Origin of the sequence: Bradyrhizobium sp. ISRA430 (assembly GCF_029909975.1) — a bacterium.
Classification (GTDB): domain Bacteria; phylum Pseudomonadota; class Alphaproteobacteria; order Rhizobiales; family Xanthobacteraceae; genus Bradyrhizobium.
Window position 1 is genome coordinate 3,243,771 of record NZ_CP094516.1, and the last position, 20,792, is coordinate 3,264,562.

The following is a 20,792-nucleotide window of genomic DNA, read 5'->3' on the forward strand; positions in this document are numbered from 1 at the left end:
CGCTGCCAATGCGGTGCGCGTGGAAGACAATCATCGTCGCCAACCGAACTGGCGCCAATGCCACCTGAGCATCGGTGACAATATCGTCCGCCCCATGTGGGTCCGCCGCAGGCCAACCTTGACCAGATCGACGGCCGCCGATGGAAGTGCAGGCATTAGATCGTCGCGCGTGGGAAGAATCCCGTCTCCCCGATCTACATCACATTCGGTGGCCTCTCTCACGCGATCACGCCAAGAGGCTGTCTCATGCATCGGGGCCGGGCCTTCCTCTGCCCAGTCGGGCTGCAAACCCTTCGCGAGCATTCGATTGGCTTCGTGCTTGAATAGCGCGGGTTGCCTTTGCCTTATTTCCAGCCGGTTCGCTATCTGCATCGGAGAACGATACGGGAAATGCTTCAGCCGGATCCGTGACGGATATGTCCGGCTGCGATTATGAGGCCATATCAGCCCGCCCCAGCGGAGATCGCTCTGATGGCGGACGAATCGCGGCTCACTCCAATTGTTCTGATAGTACTTGAGCCTGTCTTGCACTGGTCTTCTTAGCCAATCCGATGGACTCTGTTCGTAATCGCGCAGATCAACATCGGTGAAGTAGAAATTGAACGTCGCCGAGAGGACGAAGCCGTAGCTGCCGGGCACCCGCGCGAGAAAGCGAGCTGGGTCGTCAATGTAGATCTCATCGGAATCGAGCCTGCACCACCAGTCTCCCGGAGACGCTATGCTCCGACGCGTTTCGAATATCTCCCCGCGGAGTTCGTCAGTGAACGTGCGGTCATCATGACCAACGATCTCGACCTTGTCACTGCGGCTCGCGAAGGACTGAACCGTCTCCCAAGTCCCATCGACGCTGCCATTGTCGAAGACAAAGATCTTATCGCTCCAGCGCAACGCTGCCTCGAACGTCTCGCTGACGATGTCGTTCTCGTCCCGAACGCAACAGATGCTGAAAATCTTCATGCGGATGTCACACTCGTTTGGCACCGATGCCGCCGCGCCCCTAGAATGCAAGCCGGTCGCTTCAGGCTCACCCTGTCAGCGGAGGCATTCTGGGCGATCTGGCTACCGGGCCTATGGCGGCGTCTTCCCTCAGGTCTGCCCATCCGGCAGGTTGAGGGTCTTTCACCGCTTCCTTTCTTTGCCGAGCGACCAGCAGCAAATTCACTGGATCGTCCTCCCCCGCGCTCGCTTCGGAACTTGGCGGGGCGTGCATTGTGCCTTTTGCCAGTTCCGGCCCGAAAACGCCTCCGAGGCCGAGCAGAAAACCGCCGGCAAGCGCCAGGGCCACGAGGTGCGGGACTTGAGGAAATACGGGCGCCGTTGGCGTTATCGCTCTCTGCACCACTCTGAGGCTGGAGAGCTGGCTCTTCTTGGCGACCTCCGAGCTTATCTGCTCCTCGAGGATCCGGCCTGCATACTGTGCCGCGGCTGCCGACGCTGTCGTGAGAACGCGCTTCAATCTGCCGTATTCGGCCTCCTTTGCAGAGAGCGATGCCAGCTCCTTGTTCACATTCTCAAGCTCGGTGCCGAGTTGATTCAGGAGCTCGGTCTGCCCGTTGAGATCGGCATTCAATTTCATAAGGGACGCCATGTTGTCCTGATAGACCTTGATCAGCAGCAACGGCGGTTGCTCCTCAAATTGATCCGGCGCCTTGGCAGACGCATCAAGGGTCCTTCGAGACTCCTGCCCGGCGAGCGTGGTCACCATGCGATTCACCGTTTTGTTCTGCGTAACCGGCCGCAGGACCGCCAATTGGTCTGCGATCGCAAGCTTCTGCCCCCTCTTGTCCTCGATTGCACCCCGTGTGGTGGAGATCTGTGCGGCCAGATCACTGGCGCGCTTGAGCAGGAGTTGGCGCTGATCGTCGACGGCATAAATCGAGGCCTCGACAGAGAATCGCTTCAGATTGGCAGCCGCCACTTCGGACTCCTCCTCGAGGCGCTTCGTCTGCTGCTGGAAGAACTCCTGCGCGCCAGGCATTTGAACGTCCAGATTCTGAACGGCGACCAACGCGTTGGCGAGCTCGTTCAAATAGCTCGCCGCGATCGATGGATCCTTGTGGCGGAACGTTATCCTCAACAGATCGGATCGGCCCTCCTGCTTGGCATTGATGCGATCCCGCAAACTGAGAATGCCGGCCTGATTTCGCTCGATGTCTTCTTCCGCCTCTGCCTGCTCCTGCGGTTGCGCGTTCGGCTGTGACTTCGGTTCCGGCCGTTGTCTGCCGAACACGTCCCGGAGATCGATTTCCTTTCCCCATGCCATAGCTCTTGCCAAGAGCGTCGGATTTGAATCGGAAGAGAGTCTGTCGTAGCCGACGTTCTTTGCGGCCTCCAAGATAACTTGGTCGATCTTGGCGATGCGTGACAATGATTCCATACGGCTTTGCAGGTCGACGCCCTCTCCGAAAGGCGAGGCGGCGGCGCTGGATGAGCGCTCCTTGATCCCCTGCCCGGCACGTAGCAGCACATATGCTTCGTAGCGGTCGCCAACAGCCGCGTAGTAGAGAAATGCTACGCCGGAGGTCAGCAACATGCACAGATAGATGACCCACTGCCGTCGCCATAACAGACCGAACGCTTTAGCGAATATAGTGCTTTTGCCACGTTCCACCGCCGACTCCACTTCTTCTGACGCTGCAGCGTCCATCGAAGCGAACCGACCGGTATTGACGGACGTCAACTCGGATACGGCAATCGTTGACATGTTGACCGCTCGGTCTCCGGTCGACCAGGGCTCAGCGCGTTCGAGCAGCGCGTCGCAGGAACCGCACAGCCAAGGGATGTGAGTAAGTTTGCCGTGAAGGATCTAACTTTAGGACGAGAGAAGACATCGGAACTCGTCTACGCGTCGACGACCGTCCAGGGACGGTTCTTCGTGGTGACCTGTTCTGGCCTCGTATTCCTGAATTGCCTTACGTTCATCTACCACTTCACCGGGTCGAGCGTATTCAACGTCCTGAGCAATTCGATAAGCCTGTTGCTCATCTCGTGGTCCGCCTATCACGCGCTCGTAGCGACGGAACGCAGCGGCCCTTACACGATCCTCCTGATGCTCGCCTGTGCGTTCACGGGCACGAGCTACCTGGTGAATTTTGGCGCGTTCGAACTTCCGGATGCTTTGAAGCTTCTGTCAATCTACTCGTTCTTCCTAGCAGGGCGGAGCACACCGGAACGGCTCCACCGGTCCGAGAAGCGGTGCATCTATGCGCTCGCCGCCCTGCCTCTATTGTTCAAGGTGGTTGGCCAGACGAAGGTCTACACCGGCATCGAATATCCAGACGTGTTCTCCTATTTCCCGAACACGAATACGGCAGCACTCTACTTTTCTGCGCTGTTCTTTGCGTTGTCGCCGTGGTTCGGAACCAGGGTCCTGATAGCGCAATTCATGAATGCTGCAATCATGAACCGGGTTGGTCCTGCATTGGCGACCATCATCTCCATTGGTCTCTGGTCCTTCTTCCCGTTGAGGCCGCAGGTATTCGTCGCTCTTCTCCTATTGGCGATCGCCAGCTTTGCCGCCTATGCGATCGGCGCACTGGATCGACTGATGACCGGCTTGAACGCGATAGCGCTCATCTGGAGCCTCGACCCGAGCACCGTTGCGCGGATGTCAACTAAGCAATTGATCGACCTGACCGGTACGACGGACATGTCGGCATTCTTCCGCATTACCCACTGGACGAACATATGGCAGATCTATTCGTCGCTGGGGATCGGAGGAATATTGTTCGGCTACGGGGCAAGCCAGACCGGCCTACTGACCGTATTGCCGCTGCCGCCACACAACGACTACCTGCGTGTCCTCGCGGAGTATGGACTGCTGAACGGCGTCGTCTTTGTGATTTTCGTGTTCAGCATTGCCTTTTCACTGAAGGAGCGGTCGGCGAAAACCATGTACACGGTGCTGCTCATCTACTTTCTGTCCGAAAACCTGATCGACAATTTCACGTCGATGACGCTGTTCTTCTCCTACGCGGGCCGATTTACATCGCCGAAATGGATGATGCGTAGCTCAACCACGGCGTGAAAGGAACGGCCAATGGACTTCTCACTGTCCGAGCTCCTCACACAGAATACCCCCGGAAATAGTGAAGGATTTCCGGCGGGCGTACCTCCGAGCTTCAACTGGTACCAGGGTTGGAATGATGGCGGACTGTGGTCGCCGCCTGCGGATTTCAGTGCGGTAGAAGGCTGGGGGCAAGTCTATCCGAAAGTGGGAGCACCGCCGTATTCGAATCCGAATGCCGCGATCGAGGTTGCCAACGCGAAGACCTATGTTCGCCTCAAGCAATCGGGCGAATGGACGCTGGTTCAGGACCAAGCGAAGGTCCAACTGACCGGAGGACATTTCGTCTCGGACTTCGCAGGGAATGTCGCCATTCCCATGAGGGCGACCTCTCTGCCCGGCGCAACCATTTCCTTCGATGCGCCTCCGGTCGGCTACAACAACCATTTTTGGTACAAGGCGCGAGGTGTCTACCCGGCGGGAACTGTTGATGCCGTCTACGTCCAAATGGAAATGCGGGTAACCGACCCGAACCTGCATCTTGTAGCTATGGTAGGTGCCGACTGGTGGCGCCACGCCACAGCTCCCTATCTTGATGATCATAGCAACAATCCCGGCGTTGGCGGCAGCAACTGGACAACGCTCTCAACGGAATGGAAGACGATCGGCTTCTATTCCACGAGCGCCGAGGAGTTTCGTGCAGGTCCCGCCCCGCCGCTTCGCGGCTCCGCGCCCAAAATGCAGCCCCCGAACGCACCTTCGTCCCCTCCGACGCCGCCGCGCAGCGACTACAATCTCATGAGGGGTGGTTCGTTTGAGCCGACACCTGGTTCGGACGAGGGGAGCATTGCGATCGGCAATGACGGATCCCATCAGACGGGCAAAGGCCACCAGCGGATGGATGCTGGTTCGGGGCCCGCCGCCCCTGCCCGCCCGATCACGGTGACCGACGCCTTTTCGAACGACTCTCTCGTGATCCTCGCATTGGCCTTGGGCGCGCTGGTCAAGATTCGTCGCGAAGGCCCGTCGGTCCGAGCAAGAAGGCGTTGGAGCGACCCGTTATGACGACAAATTCGTGGAACGTGCCTGCGCTTCGCGTTGCATCCGACAAGATGCTCCACTTGGATCTGCTGCGATTTGTTGCCTCAGCCGGTATCGTCGTTCGTCATTCTTTCGAGTTCTTTTTTCCACCCGATGTTCGGTCCGCGCTGCCGAGCGGCCTCGCATTGTTCGTTGACCTCTTCTTCGTGATCTCCGGATTTGTGATCGCGCACGTGTATTGCGCAAAGGTCGATTCCCTCTCGGGCTATGGTTCATTTCTTCAGAGGCGCGTAGGGCGGCTGATGCCGCTTCACTGGCTGACGCTTCTGGTCTCCATCATCGTTTGGTCCGGATTCGTCGTACTTGGCAGGGCCGGCAACCACGAGCCGTCGTTCGAATTGCGATGCATCGCGGAAACTGCGCTCCTCCTGAACGCAATGGTGACCTGTGGTAACGGGATTTCGTTCAGCAGCGTATCCTGGTCGATTGGCGCCGAAATGGTGATGTATCTGATATTCCCGCTTTTCGCCTGGATCGGCATGAGATCAAGGCTCGGACTGCTTCTGGTAACAGTCCTCTCTCTCATCGCTGCCATCATTGTAGATCTAGCTCAGAACGCCATCGATCGCTCGTGGGTCGACCTGTCGCCACCCTTCAGAGCGCTACCGTCGTTCATGATTGGCGTCTGCCTGCTTTACTTTCGGGACAAGGTCCGCATGATTTCAGCGACGGGGCCAGTCTTGCTTTTTTCGCTGGTTCTCACGCTGGCTTCCATGATCTCCTACACCCATCATCTCTTTACGCTGGGGCTCGTCTATATCGTCGCAATCACCGCCGTCGCTGCCGATGCCCGGCAGATCGTGCCTGTTTTCGTGAAACGCCTTGCTCCGCTTGGGCAACTTACCTACTCGATGTACATGTGGCATCCCGTCATCGTCTTGATCCTTATGAATGTCGTGGCCGACAAGCTGGTCCACGCCTCCCCTGGCTTGATGTCCGTGTTCTGCGTGATTTGCTATGCCATTATCTTCGTCGTCGCGTACCTCTCGTACTTCTTCATCGAAAGCCCGGCACGGCGCTACATCGATAGTCTTGGCTCCGGGCGCGCATTCGGCTCTACCGATGCCGCGGTATTCGGTCACGAACCACTTCTACGCATCCGACAAGCCGAGAGCGACACCACGCAACTGAGCAATGACGCGCAATGGCCCGATAGCAGTCGAATTGACGCTCGCGTCTGTGCTTTCCGAGCGCGCCTTGGCTTGCCGAAGAACTCAATGCAAGACGTCCAGCCTCGCAACTCCGATTGGCCGACGGCATCGTCATGATCTCAACGCCGCACGGGCTATTTTGAGGTTCGTCAAGTCTGGCCCGCCCCCAAACTCCTACAGTGCAGGCGGAGAGGCTCAACTGGTTATGGGTCGGTGCCTATGTCTGACGCGCCCTGTTCTTCCGCTCTGTGCTTGCTGCTCGCAGCACCCGGATACGCCGTGCACATCGTCTTGCGAACACTCCCGCCCCTGCTCTTGCCAATGGGAACGGCGGCGATTCTTGCCGCCGCTCCAGAGAACGTCCTTGCGGCGGGCGAGCCATCAAACGGAGCCACTGCGCTGAGCGTAGTCGAGCAAAACACCCCAGGTTACAGCCAAGCGTTTCCGGCCGGAGTTCCCAACACATCCTCCTGGTGTAACGGCACTTCGAAGCCCGAAGCCGGCGAGCCTCCAGCGGGGTTCACAGCCGTCACCGGATTGGCTTCAGTCTTTCCCAAATTTGGCACGACCGCGTCCGCCAATCCTAACGGGAAGATACTCGTGTCAAATGGCAAGACCTATGTGCGCCTCCGCGCGACAAAGGAATGGATCCTCGTACAAGACCAGAGCGAAAACGAGATCGCAGGAGCCCACTTCGACGCTATGGCTCCCAAGAATCTAGCTACCCAGATGAAGTCGGAGGCGCAAGCCGACGGCGGCACTCTTGTCGATGGTCCTCCGGCCGGTCGCAACGATCTGATGTGGATGGTGAGACGAGGCAGCTTTGCTGCCGGAAGCGTCGATTCCGTCTATGTGCAGATGGACATGAAGACCACCGATCCGAACATGAAAGTTGTCGCCAATGTGGGAGCCGACTGGTGGCGCACCCCGGACTCGCCGCACAATGGCGCCAACAATCGAGGGGCCGGCAATAGCAATTGGGTGGAATTGTCACCAGACTGGTCCACGCTCTATTTCTTTTCAGGCAGCACCACCCAATTCGCAGCAGACCCACCGCCGCCATTGGCCGAGTTGCCGCTTCCGGCACAACCGACGAGCACGCAGCGTGCCGCAAATTCCCCATCGCCATGCCTACGCGTCCTGGCGCCCCGATAACTCTCGCGTCACGCAACGGGATACTGGAATTGAACCACGATGGACATCGGCACCTGACACACCCACGGCTAGCGGCCTTCTGCCGTCGCCCGGTTCTCACCGAACCCGTGTTAGCTCGTCATGGAGCTTTCTACTTTCAGACAGTGCATTGCAGCGGCTAAACTTTTCAAAGAGGCTTATCATGTCCTCAGTCATGTACGGCTCGAAGCACGCATCCTCGATCGCCATCGGTCGCGGCGGCTCGCTAGAGACGCCACTTCCGATCGTTATCATGGCAGGCGATTTTCTTCTGGTTCTGGTCAGCTATGTTGGTGCCGCCCTGATTTATCGCAGGCTCATTGGAACTCCGGCCGACGCGGACCTGTCAGTCGGCGTCGGCTTGATCGTGTCGATCGCGTTTTGCACGATCGCATTCATTCAAGGCGGCTACGACCGTCACAATCTGCTCAATGCGAGCTGGCAATCGCGTAAGGTTCTTCTCGTTTGGATGTTGTCACTGACGATTCTCGCATTTACTGCTTTCCTTCTGAAATCGACCGCCCTTCTGTCCCGTGGCACCATCATCCTGTTCGCAGTGATGGGCCTCGTTGGTCTTGGCGCGCACCGCGCGATATGGCGGCTTACCCTGGCCTCATCGTCTGCCAGAGGCCACTCCTTCAGACGGCGTGTTGTCTTACTCAGCCAAAAGCAACCCGATTTCACGTCCAACCGATTCAAGGACCTGCGTAAGAACGGCTTTGAGGTCGTGCGTCACGTCGTTCTGGACCTGACGCTGGAGGATGACGATACGAAGTGGGATCGAGATATCCTGAAAATCGTTCGAGAATCCCGTTCGGCAGACGCAGACGAGTTTCTCCTTGCCTTCGACTGGACCGAGCTCCCAATGTTGAAGAAGCTGAGCCAACATTTGCGCCAGGTACCGAATGCTGTTCGCTTGCTGCCGGATTCCACTATCGCGGACGTCGTGTCGCGCCCTTTCGTCCCCATCGGGGAAACGGTGGCAGTTGAAATTCAGCGATCCCCTCTTTCGATCGGTGAACGTGCGCTGAAGCGTGGCCTCGATATTGGACTGGCCTCTCTGGGGTTGTTGCTTCTGCCACCTCTGTTCATCGTGACGGCAATTCTGATCAAGCTGGATTCGCCGGGCCGCATTATCTTTCAACAGACACGCCGCGGCTTCAACGGCAAACCATTCAGCATCTGGAAGTTTCGTAGCATGACGGTGTCAGAGAATGGTCCCGAGATCACGCAGGCGAGTAAACAGGATGCGCGTGTCACCAAGGTCGGGCGTCTCTTGCGCAAGACCAGCATTGACGAGTTGCCTCAGCTCTGGAATGTCCTGCGTGGAGACATGTCGCTGGTGGGTCCGCGCCCGCACGCAGTCGCACACGATAACTATTACGACCAGTTGATCAGCAACTATGCTTATCGCCGTTACGTAAAACCTGGTCTGACTGGCTGGGCCCAGGTGAACGGTTTCCGCGGCGAGACACCGACCATCGACTTGATGAAAAAGCGTGTTGACTACGACGTCTGGTACGTGACCAATTGGAGCATTTGGCTCGACCTTCGCATCATAGCGCGGACCGCGATAACGCTCTCCAGTCAGGAGGCTTATTGAAGTCGCTTTTCGCTAGGCGAGCATTTCCTGGACATACCGGAGGGATTCGCGCCGGAATTAGAATGCAGGAGTAACCGCGCGGGGCGCGCCCTCGGTGATCTCATGAACACCCGCTCGATATATCAGGCACTGCAGAGCGGGAGATGCGACGCTAACGTACACAATGCCCGAGTTGACGGTCTCGGCCACGTATGCGCTCCCATCAAGCCACCAACTCGATTTGGCTTGGTCTCCACCTTCTTGCATGCGGCCCGAGCCTAAAGTTCTACCTGTCCTTTTCGAGGCTGAGCATGAACGGCGCACGTTCGCGAGCGGCAATCTGTCGCCGAGCTGATCTTGATACTCATCAAGTTTCTATGAGCCGAATTTCGTACCACCGGCCCGCAATCGATAGCGGTATTCTGGAAAGTGACCTGGGCGGCGCACACCCATTATTGGACGCTGTTAACGGGCGCCTCGGTCTGGCTGACGACTAGTACCAAGCTGGAGCGCTTTCCGCCGGCCGGCACCGATCTGCCTATCCTTTTGGGAGACGCTACGATCATAAACAGCACAGTGCGGGCCTCGTCACCCTCTGCCATCATTATCGAACTGGATAGCGGCCATCTTCGGCGACTCGTTCCGGCAAATTGCCCTTCATCTGCAGCGCAGGGTTCAGAATGGACTGTGCAGCGGCGCGTCTGAAAAGACGCCTTCACTTGCTTTCTCTTACCAACGTACGTTGGCCGGCTTTGAACAGCCGCGGCACGATGCCGCTGACGAGGCCTCATACAATCCTTGGCAAGAGGCGGTTTGAGCAACGCGGCGGGCTCAGCTCCTACATTCTCGGAGACGTACGCTGAGAGACGAGGAATACCAGGGCTCGAACCTGGGACCCGCTGATTAGGAGATAGCGACGAGTAGAGGACAATCAATGACTTGCTGGTCGCCCTCTGGGCTTATCCGGCCGAAAATGGGCATTCGTCGCACGCGCATGGTGTTTCGTTGCACAGCCTGCGGCGTTCGATCAGTCGCCAAATGTCACCTATCTTGTGCTGTTCAACTGCGGTTTCGAATGGTGCCGAATAGGTTCGAATTGCGGAAGCGTAACACCCCCAGGCGTGCGCTTTGCGCCAAAGGGGGCTCCGGAGAATTGGCACTGAGGCCGTGGATCCTAAGATCGCCGCGCTGAGTCGCGAGCCGCTCGAGACAGCTCGCGAAAGGGAGTGGCGCAAATCTGAAGGGTTGCGACGGACAGGTGAACGTAGTTCACCGATGCTTGCAAAGTTCTCGTTTGTCGGGCAGTTCCGTCACAAAGCAGACTAACCCCAAAATCAAAGCTCTTGAGCGTTTTGGGGAGGATATGCGCTTCTACGAAGCCAACTCGCGCTGGTTCGGATTGGGGCGGTACGGCCGTCCCGGCGACGCGCTCGCGCGGCAAACCTTAACATAGATGAATCGAGTTAATTCGGCCCGCCTGTCGGTGGCGACATGGTCTGTTGACGTCCACGGCTGGTCGCTTGGCCAAAGGTCACGTGCGGAGCGTTCCGCAGCCGATTTGCGGCCCGCCGACGTTCAGGAGAGGAGGAAGAAGGAATGAAGTTCAGGACGTTTCTCGGCGCAGCCGCTGTCCTAGCACTCACTGGTGCTCGGCGCCTGCCGCTGATAAGGACGCTGCCGACATCGCGGTCGAAGCCGCAAAGAAGTATGCGGGCACGACGATCAGCATCGTCTGGGAGGCCGGCCTCCAGTCGCTCGATCCGCTGAACTATTCGGGTCCGAAATGGGAGAAGCTCACCGGGATCAAGGTGAAGGTGGTCGAAGTGCCCACCGACCAGATGTTCACCAAGATCATGCAGGATTTCAAATCGGGCGCCGGCGCCTATGATGCGCTGAACGTCATTCCGTCCTGGATGCCCGACCTTGCGCGCGCTGGCGCGCTCGAGCCTCTCGACAAGTATGTCGACAAGTTCAGCTATCGTGACGAGTTGCAGGACATCGCGGCGGCCTACCGTGACAACCAGATGCAGTATTGACGGGAAGATCTACGGCTTTCCGGACGATGGCGACGTGATGTTGCTCTACTACCGGAAGGACATCTTCGAGGATCCGAAGATGAAGGAGGAGTTCACAGCCAAGTTCGGCTACGAACTGGCTCCGCCAAAAGACTGGAAGCAGTTCGACGAGATCGGCCAGTTCATCACCGACAAGATGGCGCCTAAGGTTTACGGCTCCGGCTTCTTCCGCACAGCGCCCTATCCGCAATACATGTTCCAGGAGCGTTTCCGCATGGAGGGCGGCAAGTTCTTCAATGCGGACACCATGAAGGCGACCGTGAACAGCGACGTCGGCCTCAAAGTGTTCAAGCAGATGCTGGCGGAAAACAAGTTCATGCCGCCGGGCGTGGAGCAGTGGAATTTCGTCGACAATCTCGCGGCGTTCCTGCAGGGAACGACCGCCATCACGATCTCCTGGCCTCCTTATGGTCGATGGGCCGCGGGCTATGGCTCGGGTGAGGAAGCGTTGAAGTGGGTGCCCAAATCGCAGGTCGCCGGCAAGGTCGGCTACGCACTCACGCCTCTCGGCCGCCCGGAGCTCGGCGTCGGCTTCGACTTGTCGGTCTCGGCTACCAGCAAGAACAAGGAGGCCGCTTATCTCTTTATCCAATGGCTGAACAGCAAGAAGACCAGTCTCGAGCGCGTCCAGCTCCCCTATACGCTGCGCGATCCGTTCCGCCTGTCGCACTACGCGAGCGAAAAATACCGTGCGCTCTGGCCTGAGGCTCTCGCCTATCTCGATACGATCAAGACGTCCGGCGAGAAGGGCCTGCTCGATCTCTCCCTGCTGCAACAGGACAAGTACGACGAAGCGATGACCAAGGCGATCTCGAGCCTCTGGGCTGGCGAAGATCCCAAGGCAATTCTCGACCGCCTGGCGCAACAGTTCGACGCCATCACCGAGAAGGTCGGCATCGACAATCAAAAGGCCGTCTACAAGGCCTGGGCGGCCAAGCCCGGCGCCTATCCGCAATAGCTCGCTTGGACACCGCACGGGGGGCGCAGCCCTCCCGTGCGGCGCCGTTTCCTGGACTGATGATGACGCTTTCCGCAAGTCTCAATGGCGCCGAACAACGTCGCCCGAGCCGGCTTGGGCGCCTGCTCGAGGACCGCCTGCGCTACCTCATCGTCGCGCCGGCAATTCTGATCCTTCTCCTGGTCGGCCTGTTCCCCCTGATCTACTCGCTGATCGTGAGCTTCCAGCGCATCACGATGACCGAGAACAACACGTCTTTCGTCGGCCTCTTGAACTACGCGGAGCTGTTCAGGGATGCTCGCCTCTGGGTCTCGCTTGGTCACACCGCCATCATCACCGCAATCGCCCTGCCCCTCGAGCTGCTGATCGGCTTCCTGATGGCGCAGCTCTTCATCGATCGCATGCCCGGACGTCAGCTCTTCGTCGCGCTGCTGGTCCTTCCCACGGTGATTTCTCCGATTGTCGCGGGAGCGACCTGGCGTCTGATGTTCGACGTCCGCTTCGGGCCGATCGGTGAGATCCTCAGCTTCTTCGCCGGTGAGCCAGTGCGGATTTTGTGGACGGTCAATCCGGCTTACGTCTATCCGGCGATCATCATCTGCGAAGTCTGGCAGTGGTCGCCGTTCATGTTCCTGCTGCTGCTAGCAGCGCTCTCGAATGTCGACCAGTCGCAGCTCGAGGCTGCGGAGATCGACGGCGCGTCGTACCTGCGCGTGCTTCGCGCAATCATTTTGCCAGCGATCGCGCCCGTGATAGCCGTTGATACGGCCGCGATCTCCTTCCTGGTGATTGCGGTGCTCACGCGGTCATCATCACTTTGGTCCTCAAGCGCATGGAGCTTGCGCGATGAGGGTCGGCAAGCTTCCGGCGAGAAAAGCCCGCACCCTGGCGCTTCGCTATCTCGGCGCCGGCGTCGTGACCCTGCTGTTTCTGTTTCCGGTCTACTGGCTCTTCATGATTTCGTTCAAGACGCCGGACGAGATCTACCATGTGCCGCTCTTGTGGATTCCCGGTCAGATCCAGTTCTCGAACTATTACGTCCTGTTTAGGGATGGTGACGTCGTGGCGATCCTGAACAGCCTGATCGTCGCCGGCGTCAGCTCGGGCATCGCGATCGTCCTGGGCACGCTCTGCGCCTATAGCCTCGCCCGGTTCGGCACGGGCGGTGAGAACCTGGCGATGTGGATCATCTCCCAGCGCATGATCCCGCCGATCGCAGTCGTCTTCCCGATCTTCCTGATCTACGTCTATTTCGGCCTAGTCGACGGCTACTTCGGGCTGATCCTGCTCTACACGGCATTCAATCTCCCTTACGTCATCTGGATGATGCGCGGCTACATCGTCGACGTTCCGCTGGAGCTCGAGGAAAGCGCACTCGTCGACGGCCTGAACCGATGGGAGGTGATCTGGAAAGTCGTCTTCCCGATGGTCCGTCCGGGGCTCATGGCGACGTCGGTCTTTACCTTCGTGTTCGCCTGGAACGACTTTCTCTTCGCGCTGGTGCTCACACGCACCGAAGTCATCACATTTCCGGTCATGCTGACACACTACTTCGGCGGTCAGTCGAACTTCTGGGCAAAGATCGCGTCGATGTCGGTCCTGTGGACGTTGCCGATCTTCGTCGCAGTCTCGGTGATGCAGCGCTATCTCGTGCGCGGCATCTCCTTGGGCGCAGTCAAGGGTTAGGGAGAGCGGAGTGGCTGACGTCAAGCTGTCCGGGGTGCACAAATACTACGGCAATGTGCACGCGGTTCGGGGTGTGGATCTCACCATCGCCGATGGCGAATTCGCCGTGCTTGTAGGGCCGTCCGGCTGCGGAAGAGCACACTTTTGCGAACCATCGCCGGTCTTGAGGACCCGGACGACGGTACGATCGCGATCGGCGGCGCAGTCGTCAACGATCTGCGCCCGCGCGAGCGGAACATCGCGATGGTGTTTCAAAATTATGCGCTCTACCCCTATTTGACGGTCAACGAGAACATCGGCTTCGGTCTGCGCGCGCGAAGGACTCCTGAGATCGAAATCAGGAAGCGGGTCAGCGAAGCCGCCGAGATGCTCGGCATCGGCAATCTCCTGCAGCGCTATCCGCGTCAGCTCTCGGGTGGACAGCGTCAGCGGGTCGCCATCGGCCGCGCCATCGTCCGCAAGGCGGACCTGTTCCTGTTCGACGAACCGCTCTCGAATCTCGACGCGCAGCTGCGCGACGAGATGCGGACCGAGATCAAGCGTCTGCATCACGAGATCACGACGACCATGATCTACGTGACCCACGACCAGGTCGAGGCGATGAACGCTCGCCGACCGCATCGTACTGCTGCGCGACGGAAACATCGAGCAGCAGGGGGTCCCTCTCGAGCTGTTCGAGCAGCCTCGCACCGGGTTCGTGGCCGGCTTCCTCGGCTCTCCCTCGATCAACCTCATCCCAGGAACCCTCAAGACGAACGGCGCCGGTGCAGCAGTCGTGTTTCAGTCCGGCGGTGCGCTGACCCTGCCGAGCGCGAAGGCCATGTCACTAACCAATGCGGAGGGGCGACAAGTTCTCGTCGGCATTCGTCCCCAGCATTTCAGCCGGGCTGGCGGCGGACCGCTCCGCGACGGAGTGGTCTCTTATTCGGCCGTCGCCGATCTCATTCAGCCTACGGGGACCCGCACATTCACCACCATCAAGATCGGCGGAGTGGATGCGGTTGCCGAGCTGCAGGCTTACGACGTCAGCAGCCATGGCGAGCGGATCGACCTCGCCATCGACCTCAATCGCGTGGTGCTGATCGATCCGGCCAGCGGCCTGGTCATCGCCTAACGAGCGCCGACAATCTGGAGAACGGGAGAAAAAAATGGCGTCGAGACTGTTTGCTACCGGAATCGGAGCGCCCGAGGGCCCGGTGTGCCTGCCGGACGGATCGATGTATGTCACGGAGATGTCAGCATCGACCCTCTGCGTCACGCGACTTGACCCTCGCGGCGATCGCAGAGTGATCCGGACAACGGGTGGCCGTCCGAACGGACTGACGACCGATGGCCACGGCCGGATCTGGATCGCAGAAGCAGGCCTCCAGGCGCTGATCTGCGTCGACGAAAGCGGAAACGAGATCCGGCGCATGCAGGGCGGAGGTGCGGAGCGTTTTCTGTTTCCGAACGACCTCTGCTTTGGTCCGAACGGACTGCTCTACATGACTGACTCCGGAATGGCCGCCGAGGACTTCATCAATGGCCAGGCCTTCGTCGACGGCTATATGGACCTTGATTGGGACGGCCGCGTGTATGAGATCGATCCGGCAGCGATGAAGGTGCTGCGCGTGCTCGATCGCAAGATTCGCTTCACCAACGGCATTGCCTTCGGTCCCGACAATCACCTCTATGCCAATGCATCCTTTACCGGCGAGATCTACCGATACGACGTGCTCGGCGAGGCCACGCCGAAACGCGTGATCTTCGGCAACGTCCTGCAACCCGATACCAATCCCGATTTCAAAGGGCCGGATGGAATGGCCTTTGGCACGGACGGCCGGCTTTATTGCACTATTGCACTGTCTACAACCAGAAGAACGTCACGGTGCTGGACCGCGGGGGTGAGGTCGCCGATCGTCTGATCCTGGACGGACCGCAGCCGACGAATTGCGCCTTCACGCTCGAGGGCAAGAAGCTGCGCGTCACTGAGGTCGGCAAGGGCCAGGTCGAGGAGATCGATATGCCCTGCGAAGGTCTGCCGCTGCATCTGCCGGAATTCGCCTGACGAGGTGCCTCGCGGTTTTGTCCCGCGAGGCGTCCAGCCATGACGTCAAAGGAAGCCGATTGATAGCCACGGCACGGCTGCGACGATCAGTGTGCCGATCAAGAGCGCAATCATATAGCCCACGATGGGTTTCATTCCCTCGTCCGGATTGATGCGACTGATGGCGCAGGCCGCGTAGTAGCCGACGCCGAAAGGCGGAGCAAACAGGCCGATGCCCATGGCGAGAACGACCACCATCGCGTAGTGGACATCGTGCATCCCGACCTGCCGCGCAATCGGGAACAGGAGCGGACCGAACAAAACGATGGCCGGGATCCCTTCCAGCACGCTGCCCAGGATCACGAAGCTCACGATCGTCACCGCCAGGAAGACAGGTACTCCGCCGGGAAGGCTGGTCATGAACTTTGCAAGAGAAGCAGAGAATCCCGACTGGGTCAGCGCCCAGGCCATGCCTGTCGCCGCGCCGATGATGAGCAGAATCGCCCCCGACAGCGAGGCTGTCTCGACCAGCATCGGATAGATGCGGCGCCAGTCGAACTGGCGGTAGATGAAGAGACCCGCACAGGCCGAGTACAAGATCCCGATGGTCGAGACCTCCGTTGCCGTCGCGACGCCCTCGACGACGGCGGTCCGGATCACGAATGGCAGCGCGATGGCCGGAATCGCGATGACAAAAGCACGGCCGATCTCCCGCCCAGTCGCCCTTTTGACGTGGGACAGGTCCTCGCCGCGAGATCGCCACCACACGACGGCCGCGAGCATGACCGCGAGCACTACGCCCGGCAGCAATCCGCCGGTGAACAGCGCGGAGATCGAGACACCGGTCACCGAGCCGATCGTGATCAGAACCAGTGACGGCGGGATCGTCTCGGTCTGCGCGCCCGTTGCGGCCAGGAGCGCAACGAGATCGCCGGGCTTTGCCCCGCGCTGCCGCATCTCGGGAAACAGGACCGGCGCGACGGCGGCCATGTCCGCCGCCTTGGACCCGGAAATGCCCGATACCAGATACATCGCCCCGACCAGCACGTAGTGCAGCCCACCCCGGACGTGGCCCAGAAGGCTGGCCAGGAAGCCGACCATGGCACGGGCCATGCCCGTCATCTCGATCAGGAGGCCGAGAAAGACGAAGAGCGGCACCGCGAGCAGGATCAGGTGGCTCATGCCCTCATCCATTCGTCCGATCATTACCACGTCGGGCGTGCTGGTGGTCAGGGCGAGATAGCCGACGGTGGCGAGGCCGAATGCGAACGCGATCGGCACTGCCGCAAAGACCATCGCTCCGACCACGAAGACGAAGAAGATCAGAAGATTCAGATTGCCAAGCGGCTTCAAGATCGGGCCCAGCAGAACGAACGCCCCGATGATGCCTGCGACGATCGCGAGCGAAGCCAGCAAGCTGCGCAGGCTCGCGATGCGGATGAGCCGGAGGACCGCTGCGATCAGCATCAGTCCTATCCCGATCGGCAACGCGGCCGCACGCCAGCTGTTGACGATCTCGAGCGCCGGCGTCGTGACATAGGCCTCGTCGGCCGCGAATTCATAGGCGGGCCAGACGACGAGCACGAGAAATGCCAGCGATGCCGCGGCCGCCACGACATCCAGGAACGCGCGAACTTCCGTACTGAGAACGCCGACGATCGCGGTCATCCGCATATGCTCGCCGCGCCGGAACGCAATCACGGATCCGAGCATGGCGAGCCAGAGGAAGAGAATGCCGGCGAGCTCGTCGGACCAGACGATCGGCGAGCGGAACACGTATCTGCCCACGATGCCCGCGGACAGCACCGCGATCTCCGCCAGTACGAGCAGTGCTGCCGGGACAGCGACTACGTGGCCGAGCACAGTGTTCGCTGTAACCACCCAACTGCGCGAGCCCGCTTGAGACTTGCCGGCCGCCATGCCGGCATCGACGTGCGGCGTATGGCTCATGCTGGTCATGATAGCTGGCCCGCGGCTTTTTCGAGTTGCGACCATGCCTCCTCACCAAACTTGCCCTTCCAGTCGGCGTAGAAGCTGGTCTTGGACAAGGCCTGGCGGAAGGCGGCACGATCGACGTCGATGAACTTGAGGCCCTTGGCCGAGAGATCGGTGCGCAATGACTGGCTGAGCTTTGCGATGTCGGCGCGCTGATCGACGGCAGAGCGGTCGAGCTCGCGAGTCACGATCTCCTGCACGTCCTTCGGCAGGCGCTCAAAAGCGCGCTTGTTGCCGAGGATCCAGTAGCCGTCCCAGACGTGCCCGGTCAGGCTACACGTGCTCTGCACTTCGTAGAGACGCGCGGTCGCGATGATCGGCAACGGATTCTCCTGGCCGTCGACGACCTTGGTCTGCAACGCGGAATAGACCTCGTTGAAGTTGATCGGCGTCGGCCCGGCTCCGAGCGCCTTGAAAAGCGAGGTCAGCAACGGCGCGGGCGGAACGCGGATCTGGAAACTCTTCAGATCATCCGGCGTCCGGACCTCGCGGCCGGACGAAGTCACCTGGCGGAAGCCGTTGTCCCAGGCCTTCGACACCGCCAAGATCGGCGTCTTGGCGATCTGCGCCCGGATATAGGTGCCGAGATCGCCGTCCATCGCTTTCCATACGCTGTCGTAGTCGGCGAATGCGAATCCGGTGTTCACGATGCCCGCACTTGGCACCAGGGTGGCAAGGATCGAGGACGATTGATTGAAGAACTCGACACCGCCGCTGCGAACCTGGGTCAAGAGCTCGGTATCGGAGCCAAGCTGATTGGCCGGGAACAACCTGATCTCCAGCCGCCCACTGGTCGCTTCCCGAATGCGATCGATTGCCTCCTGCGCCCGGATATTCACCGGATGCGTGGGATCCTGTCCGGTCGCAAACTTGTAGACGAACTCGGCGGCAGACGCTGGGCGGGTCAGAATCCCGCAGAGAGGTACGGCCGTGGCCGCCATCAACAGCGAACGGCGGCTGATGCTTCCGGGCTTCAAGATGGTCATGTTTTCCTCCTGATCCTGCATTGACATTGGCGCCGCTGCATCAGCCTGCGCTGGCGTGCAGCTTTCCGGTCTCTTCATTCACCGGCTCTCGACCGCCGGCATTTGGACGAGAGCCATCGCTCGCCGCCGCAACATGCGGCGGGCGTTGCTTTTCACTAGAACTTGGCTTGATTGGCGCTTAGCGCCGGTGCACTAAAGCCACTGCTTGATCTGCCTTGCGACCTCTGCGGTGGAAATCCCGTACCGGTCGTGCAGTGTCGGAAGTGCGCCGGCGTCAAGAAATTCATCCGGCAATGCAATCTGGCGGAAAGGCGGATGAACGCCTGAACGCATCAGGAGTGCGGCAACTGCCTCGCCAAGGCCGCCGATCACTGTGTGATTCTCGGCAACGACGACAAGGCGCCTGGGCTTGCCCGCTTCGCGCAAGATCGTCTCGGTGTCGAGCGGCTTGATGGTCGGGACGTGCAGAACCGCGGCGTCCACGCGGTCGTCCTTCAGGACCTCTGCCGCCTCGAGCGCACGCATCGTCATGATGCCGGACGAGAGGATCAGGACGTCCTTCCCGTCACGGATCGACTTGGCTTTGCCGAGCTCGAACTTGTAACCGTACTCGTCAAGCACGACGGGCACCTGCCCGCGCAGTAGACGGACGTATACCGGCCCCCGATGCGCCGCGATCGCGGGCACTAGCTGCTCGATCTCATGAGCATCACAGGGGTCGATGATCGTCATGTTCGGCATTGCGCGAAACAGCGCGAGATCCTCTGCGGCCTGGTGGCTCGGACCGTACCCCGAAGTCAGGCCCGGCAGGGCACAGACGATCTTCACGTTGCGATCTTCCTCGGCGATCGTCTGGTGGATGAAATCGTAAGCCCGCCGCGAGGCGAACACGGCGTAGGTGGTCGCGAACGGCATGAAGCCTTCGGCGGCAAGGCCGGAGGCGGCGCCGAACAGCAGCTGCTCGGCCATGCCCATCTGATAGTAGCGGTCCGGAAATTCCTTCGCGAAGATGTGGAGGTCGGTGTATTTGCCGAGATCGGCCGTCATGCCGACCACCTCAGGGCGGCTGCGAGCGAGCTCGACGAGCGCGTGTCCAAAGGGCGCCGGTTTGGTCTTCTGTCCCTCCGCCGCGATCGAGGCGATCATGGCTGAGGTGGTTAGGCGCGGCTTGCCCGGCTGCGGTGCCGATCTCACGGTCTTCATGCCTGCCTCCCGGCTTCCAGCGCGGCAAGCGCGAGCTGCCATTCGTGCTGCTCGACGCGAATGAAATGGTTCTTCTCGCGCTGCTCGAGGAAAGGAACGCCCTTCCCCATCAGCGTGTCGGCGACGATCATCCGCGGCTTGGGCTCGCGATGGGACTTGGCCGCGTCGAACGCGGCAACCACGGCGTCGAGATCGTTGCCGTCGATGCGCTGTACGAACCAGCCGAAAGCCTGAAGCTTGTCGACCAGCGGCTCGAACGCCATCACCAGTGTGGAAGGACCGTCCGCCTGCTGATTGTTGACGTCGACAATGCCGATCAGATTGTCGAGCTTGTAGTGTCCTGCCGACTGGATCGCCTCCCAGACCGAGCCTTCGTCGAGCTCGCCATCGGAGAACAAGGTGTACACCCGCGCCTCGGATTTCTTGCGCTTGAGGCCGAGGCCCATGCCGACGGCGATGCTGAGCCCAAGCCCGAGCGAGCCGCCCGACATTTCCATTCCGGGCGTGTAGGAGGCCATGCCAGACATCGGCAGGCGGCTCTCGTCGCTGCCATAGGTTTCGAGCTCGTCTTCGGGGACGATCCCCGCCTCGATCAAAGCCGCATAAAGCGCGATGGCGTAGTGTCCGTTGGAGAGAAGGAAGCGGTCGCGCTCCTCCCAGGACGGATCTTCGGGCCGATAGCGCATCGCGTGGAAATAAGCCACCGCGAGGACGTCGGAGATGTCCAGCGCCTGCGCGATATAGCCTTGGCCCTGGACTTCGCCCATGCGCAGCGCATTGCGGCGAATGTTGTAGGCGCGGTCCGCCAGCTTGGGCGCGTTCGTAAGCGTATTGGTCGGCGTTTCCATCG

Annotated in this window: 17 protein-coding genes and 1 pseudogene; 12 read left to right on the plus strand and 6 right to left on the minus strand. The window is 60.0% G+C overall.

The window, feature by feature from the left end; translation table 11 throughout:
- Positions 1 to 30: 30 nt before the first annotated feature.
- Together MTX21_RS15580 and MTX21_RS15585 are read right to left on the minus strand one after the other, a co-directional pair.
- Positions 31 to 957: a glycosyltransferase family 2 protein gene (locus MTX21_RS15580; RefSeq protein WP_280965665.1), complete on the minus strand. Its 927-nt coding sequence runs from the start codon at positions 955 to 957 to the stop codon at positions 31 to 33.
- Positions 958 to 1,024: 67 nt separating this feature from the next.
- A complete protein-coding gene (locus MTX21_RS15585; RefSeq protein WP_280965666.1) occupies positions 1,025 to 2,704 on the minus strand; it encodes a hypothetical protein in 1,680 nt (559 codons plus the stop codon).
- 78 nt (positions 2,705 to 2,782) lie between these two features.
- Here MTX21_RS15585 and MTX21_RS15590 point away from each other — a divergent pair, with 78 nt between their 5' ends.
- The 12 genes and pseudogenes from MTX21_RS15590 to MTX21_RS15645 all read left to right on the plus strand — a co-directional run bounded on the left by MTX21_RS15590 (position 2,783) and on the right by MTX21_RS15645 (position 15,779).
- The gene (locus MTX21_RS15590) at positions 2,783 to 4,027 is read left to right on the plus strand and encodes an O-antigen ligase family protein (protein WP_280971386.1); all 1,245 of its coding nucleotides are present in this window, start codon (positions 2,783 to 2,785) and stop codon (positions 4,025 to 4,027) included.
- Positions 4,028 to 4,039: 12 nt separating this feature from the next.
- A complete protein-coding gene (locus MTX21_RS15595) occupies positions 4,040 to 5,071 on the plus strand; it encodes a hypothetical protein (protein ID WP_280965668.1) in 1,032 nt (343 codons plus the stop codon).
- Positions 5,068 to 6,375, plus strand: a complete 1,308-nt coding sequence (locus tag MTX21_RS15600) for an acyltransferase (protein ID WP_280965669.1) — start codon at positions 5,068 to 5,070, stop codon at positions 6,373 to 6,375. The genes MTX21_RS15595 and MTX21_RS15600 overlap by 4 nt, the downstream gene beginning before the upstream one ends.
- 162 nt (positions 6,376 to 6,537) lie before the next feature.
- Positions 6,538 to 7,413, plus strand: a complete 876-nt coding sequence (locus tag MTX21_RS15605; protein ID WP_280965670.1) for a hypothetical protein — start codon at positions 6,538 to 6,540, stop codon at positions 7,411 to 7,413.
- A gap of 181 nt (positions 7,414 to 7,594) precedes the next feature.
- Positions 7,595 to 9,034: an undecaprenyl-phosphate glucose phosphotransferase gene (locus MTX21_RS15610; RefSeq protein WP_280965671.1), complete on the plus strand. Its 1,440-nt coding sequence runs from the start codon at positions 7,595 to 7,597 to the stop codon at positions 9,032 to 9,034.
- Positions 9,035 to 10,533: 1,499 nt separating this feature from the next.
- Complete coding sequence (locus MTX21_RS15615; RefSeq protein WP_280965672.1) at positions 10,534 to 11,049, plus strand: extracellular solute-binding protein; 516 nt, start codon at positions 10,534 to 10,536, stop codon at positions 11,047 to 11,049.
- Positions 11,027 to 12,046: an extracellular solute-binding protein gene (locus MTX21_RS15620; protein WP_280965673.1), complete on the plus strand. Its 1,020-nt coding sequence runs from the start codon at positions 11,027 to 11,029 to the stop codon at positions 12,044 to 12,046. The genes MTX21_RS15615 and MTX21_RS15620 overlap by 23 nt, the downstream gene beginning before the upstream one ends.
- Positions 12,047 to 12,282: 236 nt before the next feature.
- Entirely contained in the window at positions 12,283 to 13,095 is an 813-nt protein-coding gene (locus tag MTX21_RS15625) for a sugar ABC transporter permease (RefSeq protein ID WP_280971387.1), read from the plus strand.
- On the plus strand, positions 13,001 to 13,732 hold the full coding sequence (locus MTX21_RS15630; protein ID WP_280971408.1) for a carbohydrate ABC transporter permease: 732 nt from the start codon (positions 13,001 to 13,003) through the stop codon (positions 13,730 to 13,732). Before MTX21_RS15625 ends, MTX21_RS15630 begins: the two co-directional genes overlap by 95 nt.
- Before the next feature lie 10 nt (positions 13,733 to 13,742).
- Positions 13,743 to 14,846, plus strand: a pseudogene (locus MTX21_RS15635) (ABC transporter ATP-binding protein).
- A 34-nt stretch (positions 14,847 to 14,880) separates the two neighbouring features.
- Positions 14,881 to 15,636 carry an SMP-30/gluconolactonase/LRE family protein gene (locus tag MTX21_RS15640; RefSeq protein WP_280965676.1) on the plus strand — a complete coding sequence of 252 codons (756 nt, stop codon included), beginning with the start codon at positions 14,881 to 14,883 and terminating at the stop codon, positions 15,634 to 15,636.
- The gene (locus MTX21_RS15645) at positions 15,600 to 15,779 is read left to right on the plus strand and encodes a hypothetical protein (protein ID WP_280965677.1); all 180 of its coding nucleotides are present in this window, start codon (positions 15,600 to 15,602) and stop codon (positions 15,777 to 15,779) included. Before MTX21_RS15640 ends, MTX21_RS15645 begins: the two co-directional genes overlap by 37 nt.
- 45 nt (positions 15,780 to 15,824) lie before the next feature.
- Here MTX21_RS15645 and MTX21_RS15650 read toward each other — a convergent pair whose 3' ends face one another.
- The 4 genes from MTX21_RS15650 to MTX21_RS15665 form a co-directional block, all read right to left on the minus strand.
- On the minus strand, positions 15,825 to 17,678 hold the full coding sequence (locus tag MTX21_RS15650) for a TRAP transporter large permease subunit (protein ID WP_280971071.1): 1,854 nt from the start codon (positions 17,676 to 17,678) through the stop codon (positions 15,825 to 15,827).
- 35 nt (positions 17,679 to 17,713) lie between these two features.
- Positions 17,714 to 18,739: a TRAP transporter substrate-binding protein gene (locus MTX21_RS15655; RefSeq protein ID WP_280965678.1), complete on the minus strand. Its 1,026-nt coding sequence runs from the start codon at positions 18,737 to 18,739 to the stop codon at positions 17,714 to 17,716.
- Positions 18,740 to 18,931: 192 nt separating this feature from the next.
- On the minus strand, positions 18,932 to 19,942 hold the full coding sequence (locus tag MTX21_RS15660; RefSeq protein ID WP_280965679.1) for a transketolase family protein: 1,011 nt from the start codon (positions 19,940 to 19,942) through the stop codon (positions 18,932 to 18,934).
- Entirely contained in the window at positions 19,939 to 20,790 is an 852-nt protein-coding gene (locus MTX21_RS15665) for a transketolase (protein WP_280965680.1), read from the minus strand. Before MTX21_RS15665 ends, MTX21_RS15660 begins: the two co-directional genes overlap by 4 nt.
- Positions 20,791 to 20,792 lie beyond the last annotated feature (2 nt).

What these genes read in the sequence shown, in the direction of transcription:
- MTX21_RS15580 (WP_280965665.1), bottom strand. Translation starts at nt 957, where the DNA reads ATGAAGATTTTCAGCATCTGTTGCGTTCGGGACGAGAACGACATCGTC.
- MTX21_RS15585 (WP_280965666.1), bottom strand. Translation starts at nt 2,704, where the DNA reads ATGTCAACGATTGCCGTATCCGAGTTGACGTCCGTCAATACCGGTCGG.
- MTX21_RS15595 (WP_280965668.1), top strand. Translation starts at nt 4,040, where the DNA reads ATGGACTTCTCACTGTCCGAGCTCCTCACACAGAATACCCCCGGAAAT.
- MTX21_RS15600 (WP_280965669.1), top strand. Translation starts at nt 5,068, where the DNA reads ATGACGACAAATTCGTGGAACGTGCCTGCGCTTCGCGTTGCATCCGAC.
- MTX21_RS15610 (WP_280965671.1), top strand. Translation starts at nt 7,595, where the DNA reads ATGTCCTCAGTCATGTACGGCTCGAAGCACGCATCCTCGATCGCCATC.
- MTX21_RS15625 (WP_280971387.1), top strand. Translation starts at nt 12,283, where the DNA reads ATGACCGAGAACAACACGTCTTTCGTCGGCCTCTTGAACTACGCGGAG.
- MTX21_RS15630 (WP_280971408.1), top strand. Translation starts at nt 13,001, where the DNA reads ATGATTTCGTTCAAGACGCCGGACGAGATCTACCATGTGCCGCTCTTG.
- MTX21_RS15640 (WP_280965676.1), top strand. Translation starts at nt 14,881, where the DNA reads ATGGCGTCGAGACTGTTTGCTACCGGAATCGGAGCGCCCGAGGGCCCG.
- MTX21_RS15650 (WP_280971071.1), bottom strand. Translation starts at nt 17,678, where the DNA reads ATGGCGGCCGGCAAGTCTCAAGCGGGCTCGCGCAGTTGGGTGGTTACA.
- MTX21_RS15655 (WP_280965678.1), bottom strand. Translation starts at nt 18,739, where the DNA reads ATGACCATCTTGAAGCCCGGAAGCATCAGCCGCCGTTCGCTGTTGATG.
- MTX21_RS15660 (WP_280965679.1), bottom strand. Translation starts at nt 19,942, where the DNA reads ATGAAGACCGTGAGATCGGCACCGCAGCCGGGCAAGCCGCGCCTAACC.
- MTX21_RS15665 (WP_280965680.1), bottom strand. Translation starts at nt 20,790, where the DNA reads ATGGAAACGCCGACCAATACGCTTACGAACGCGCCCAAGCTGGCGGAC.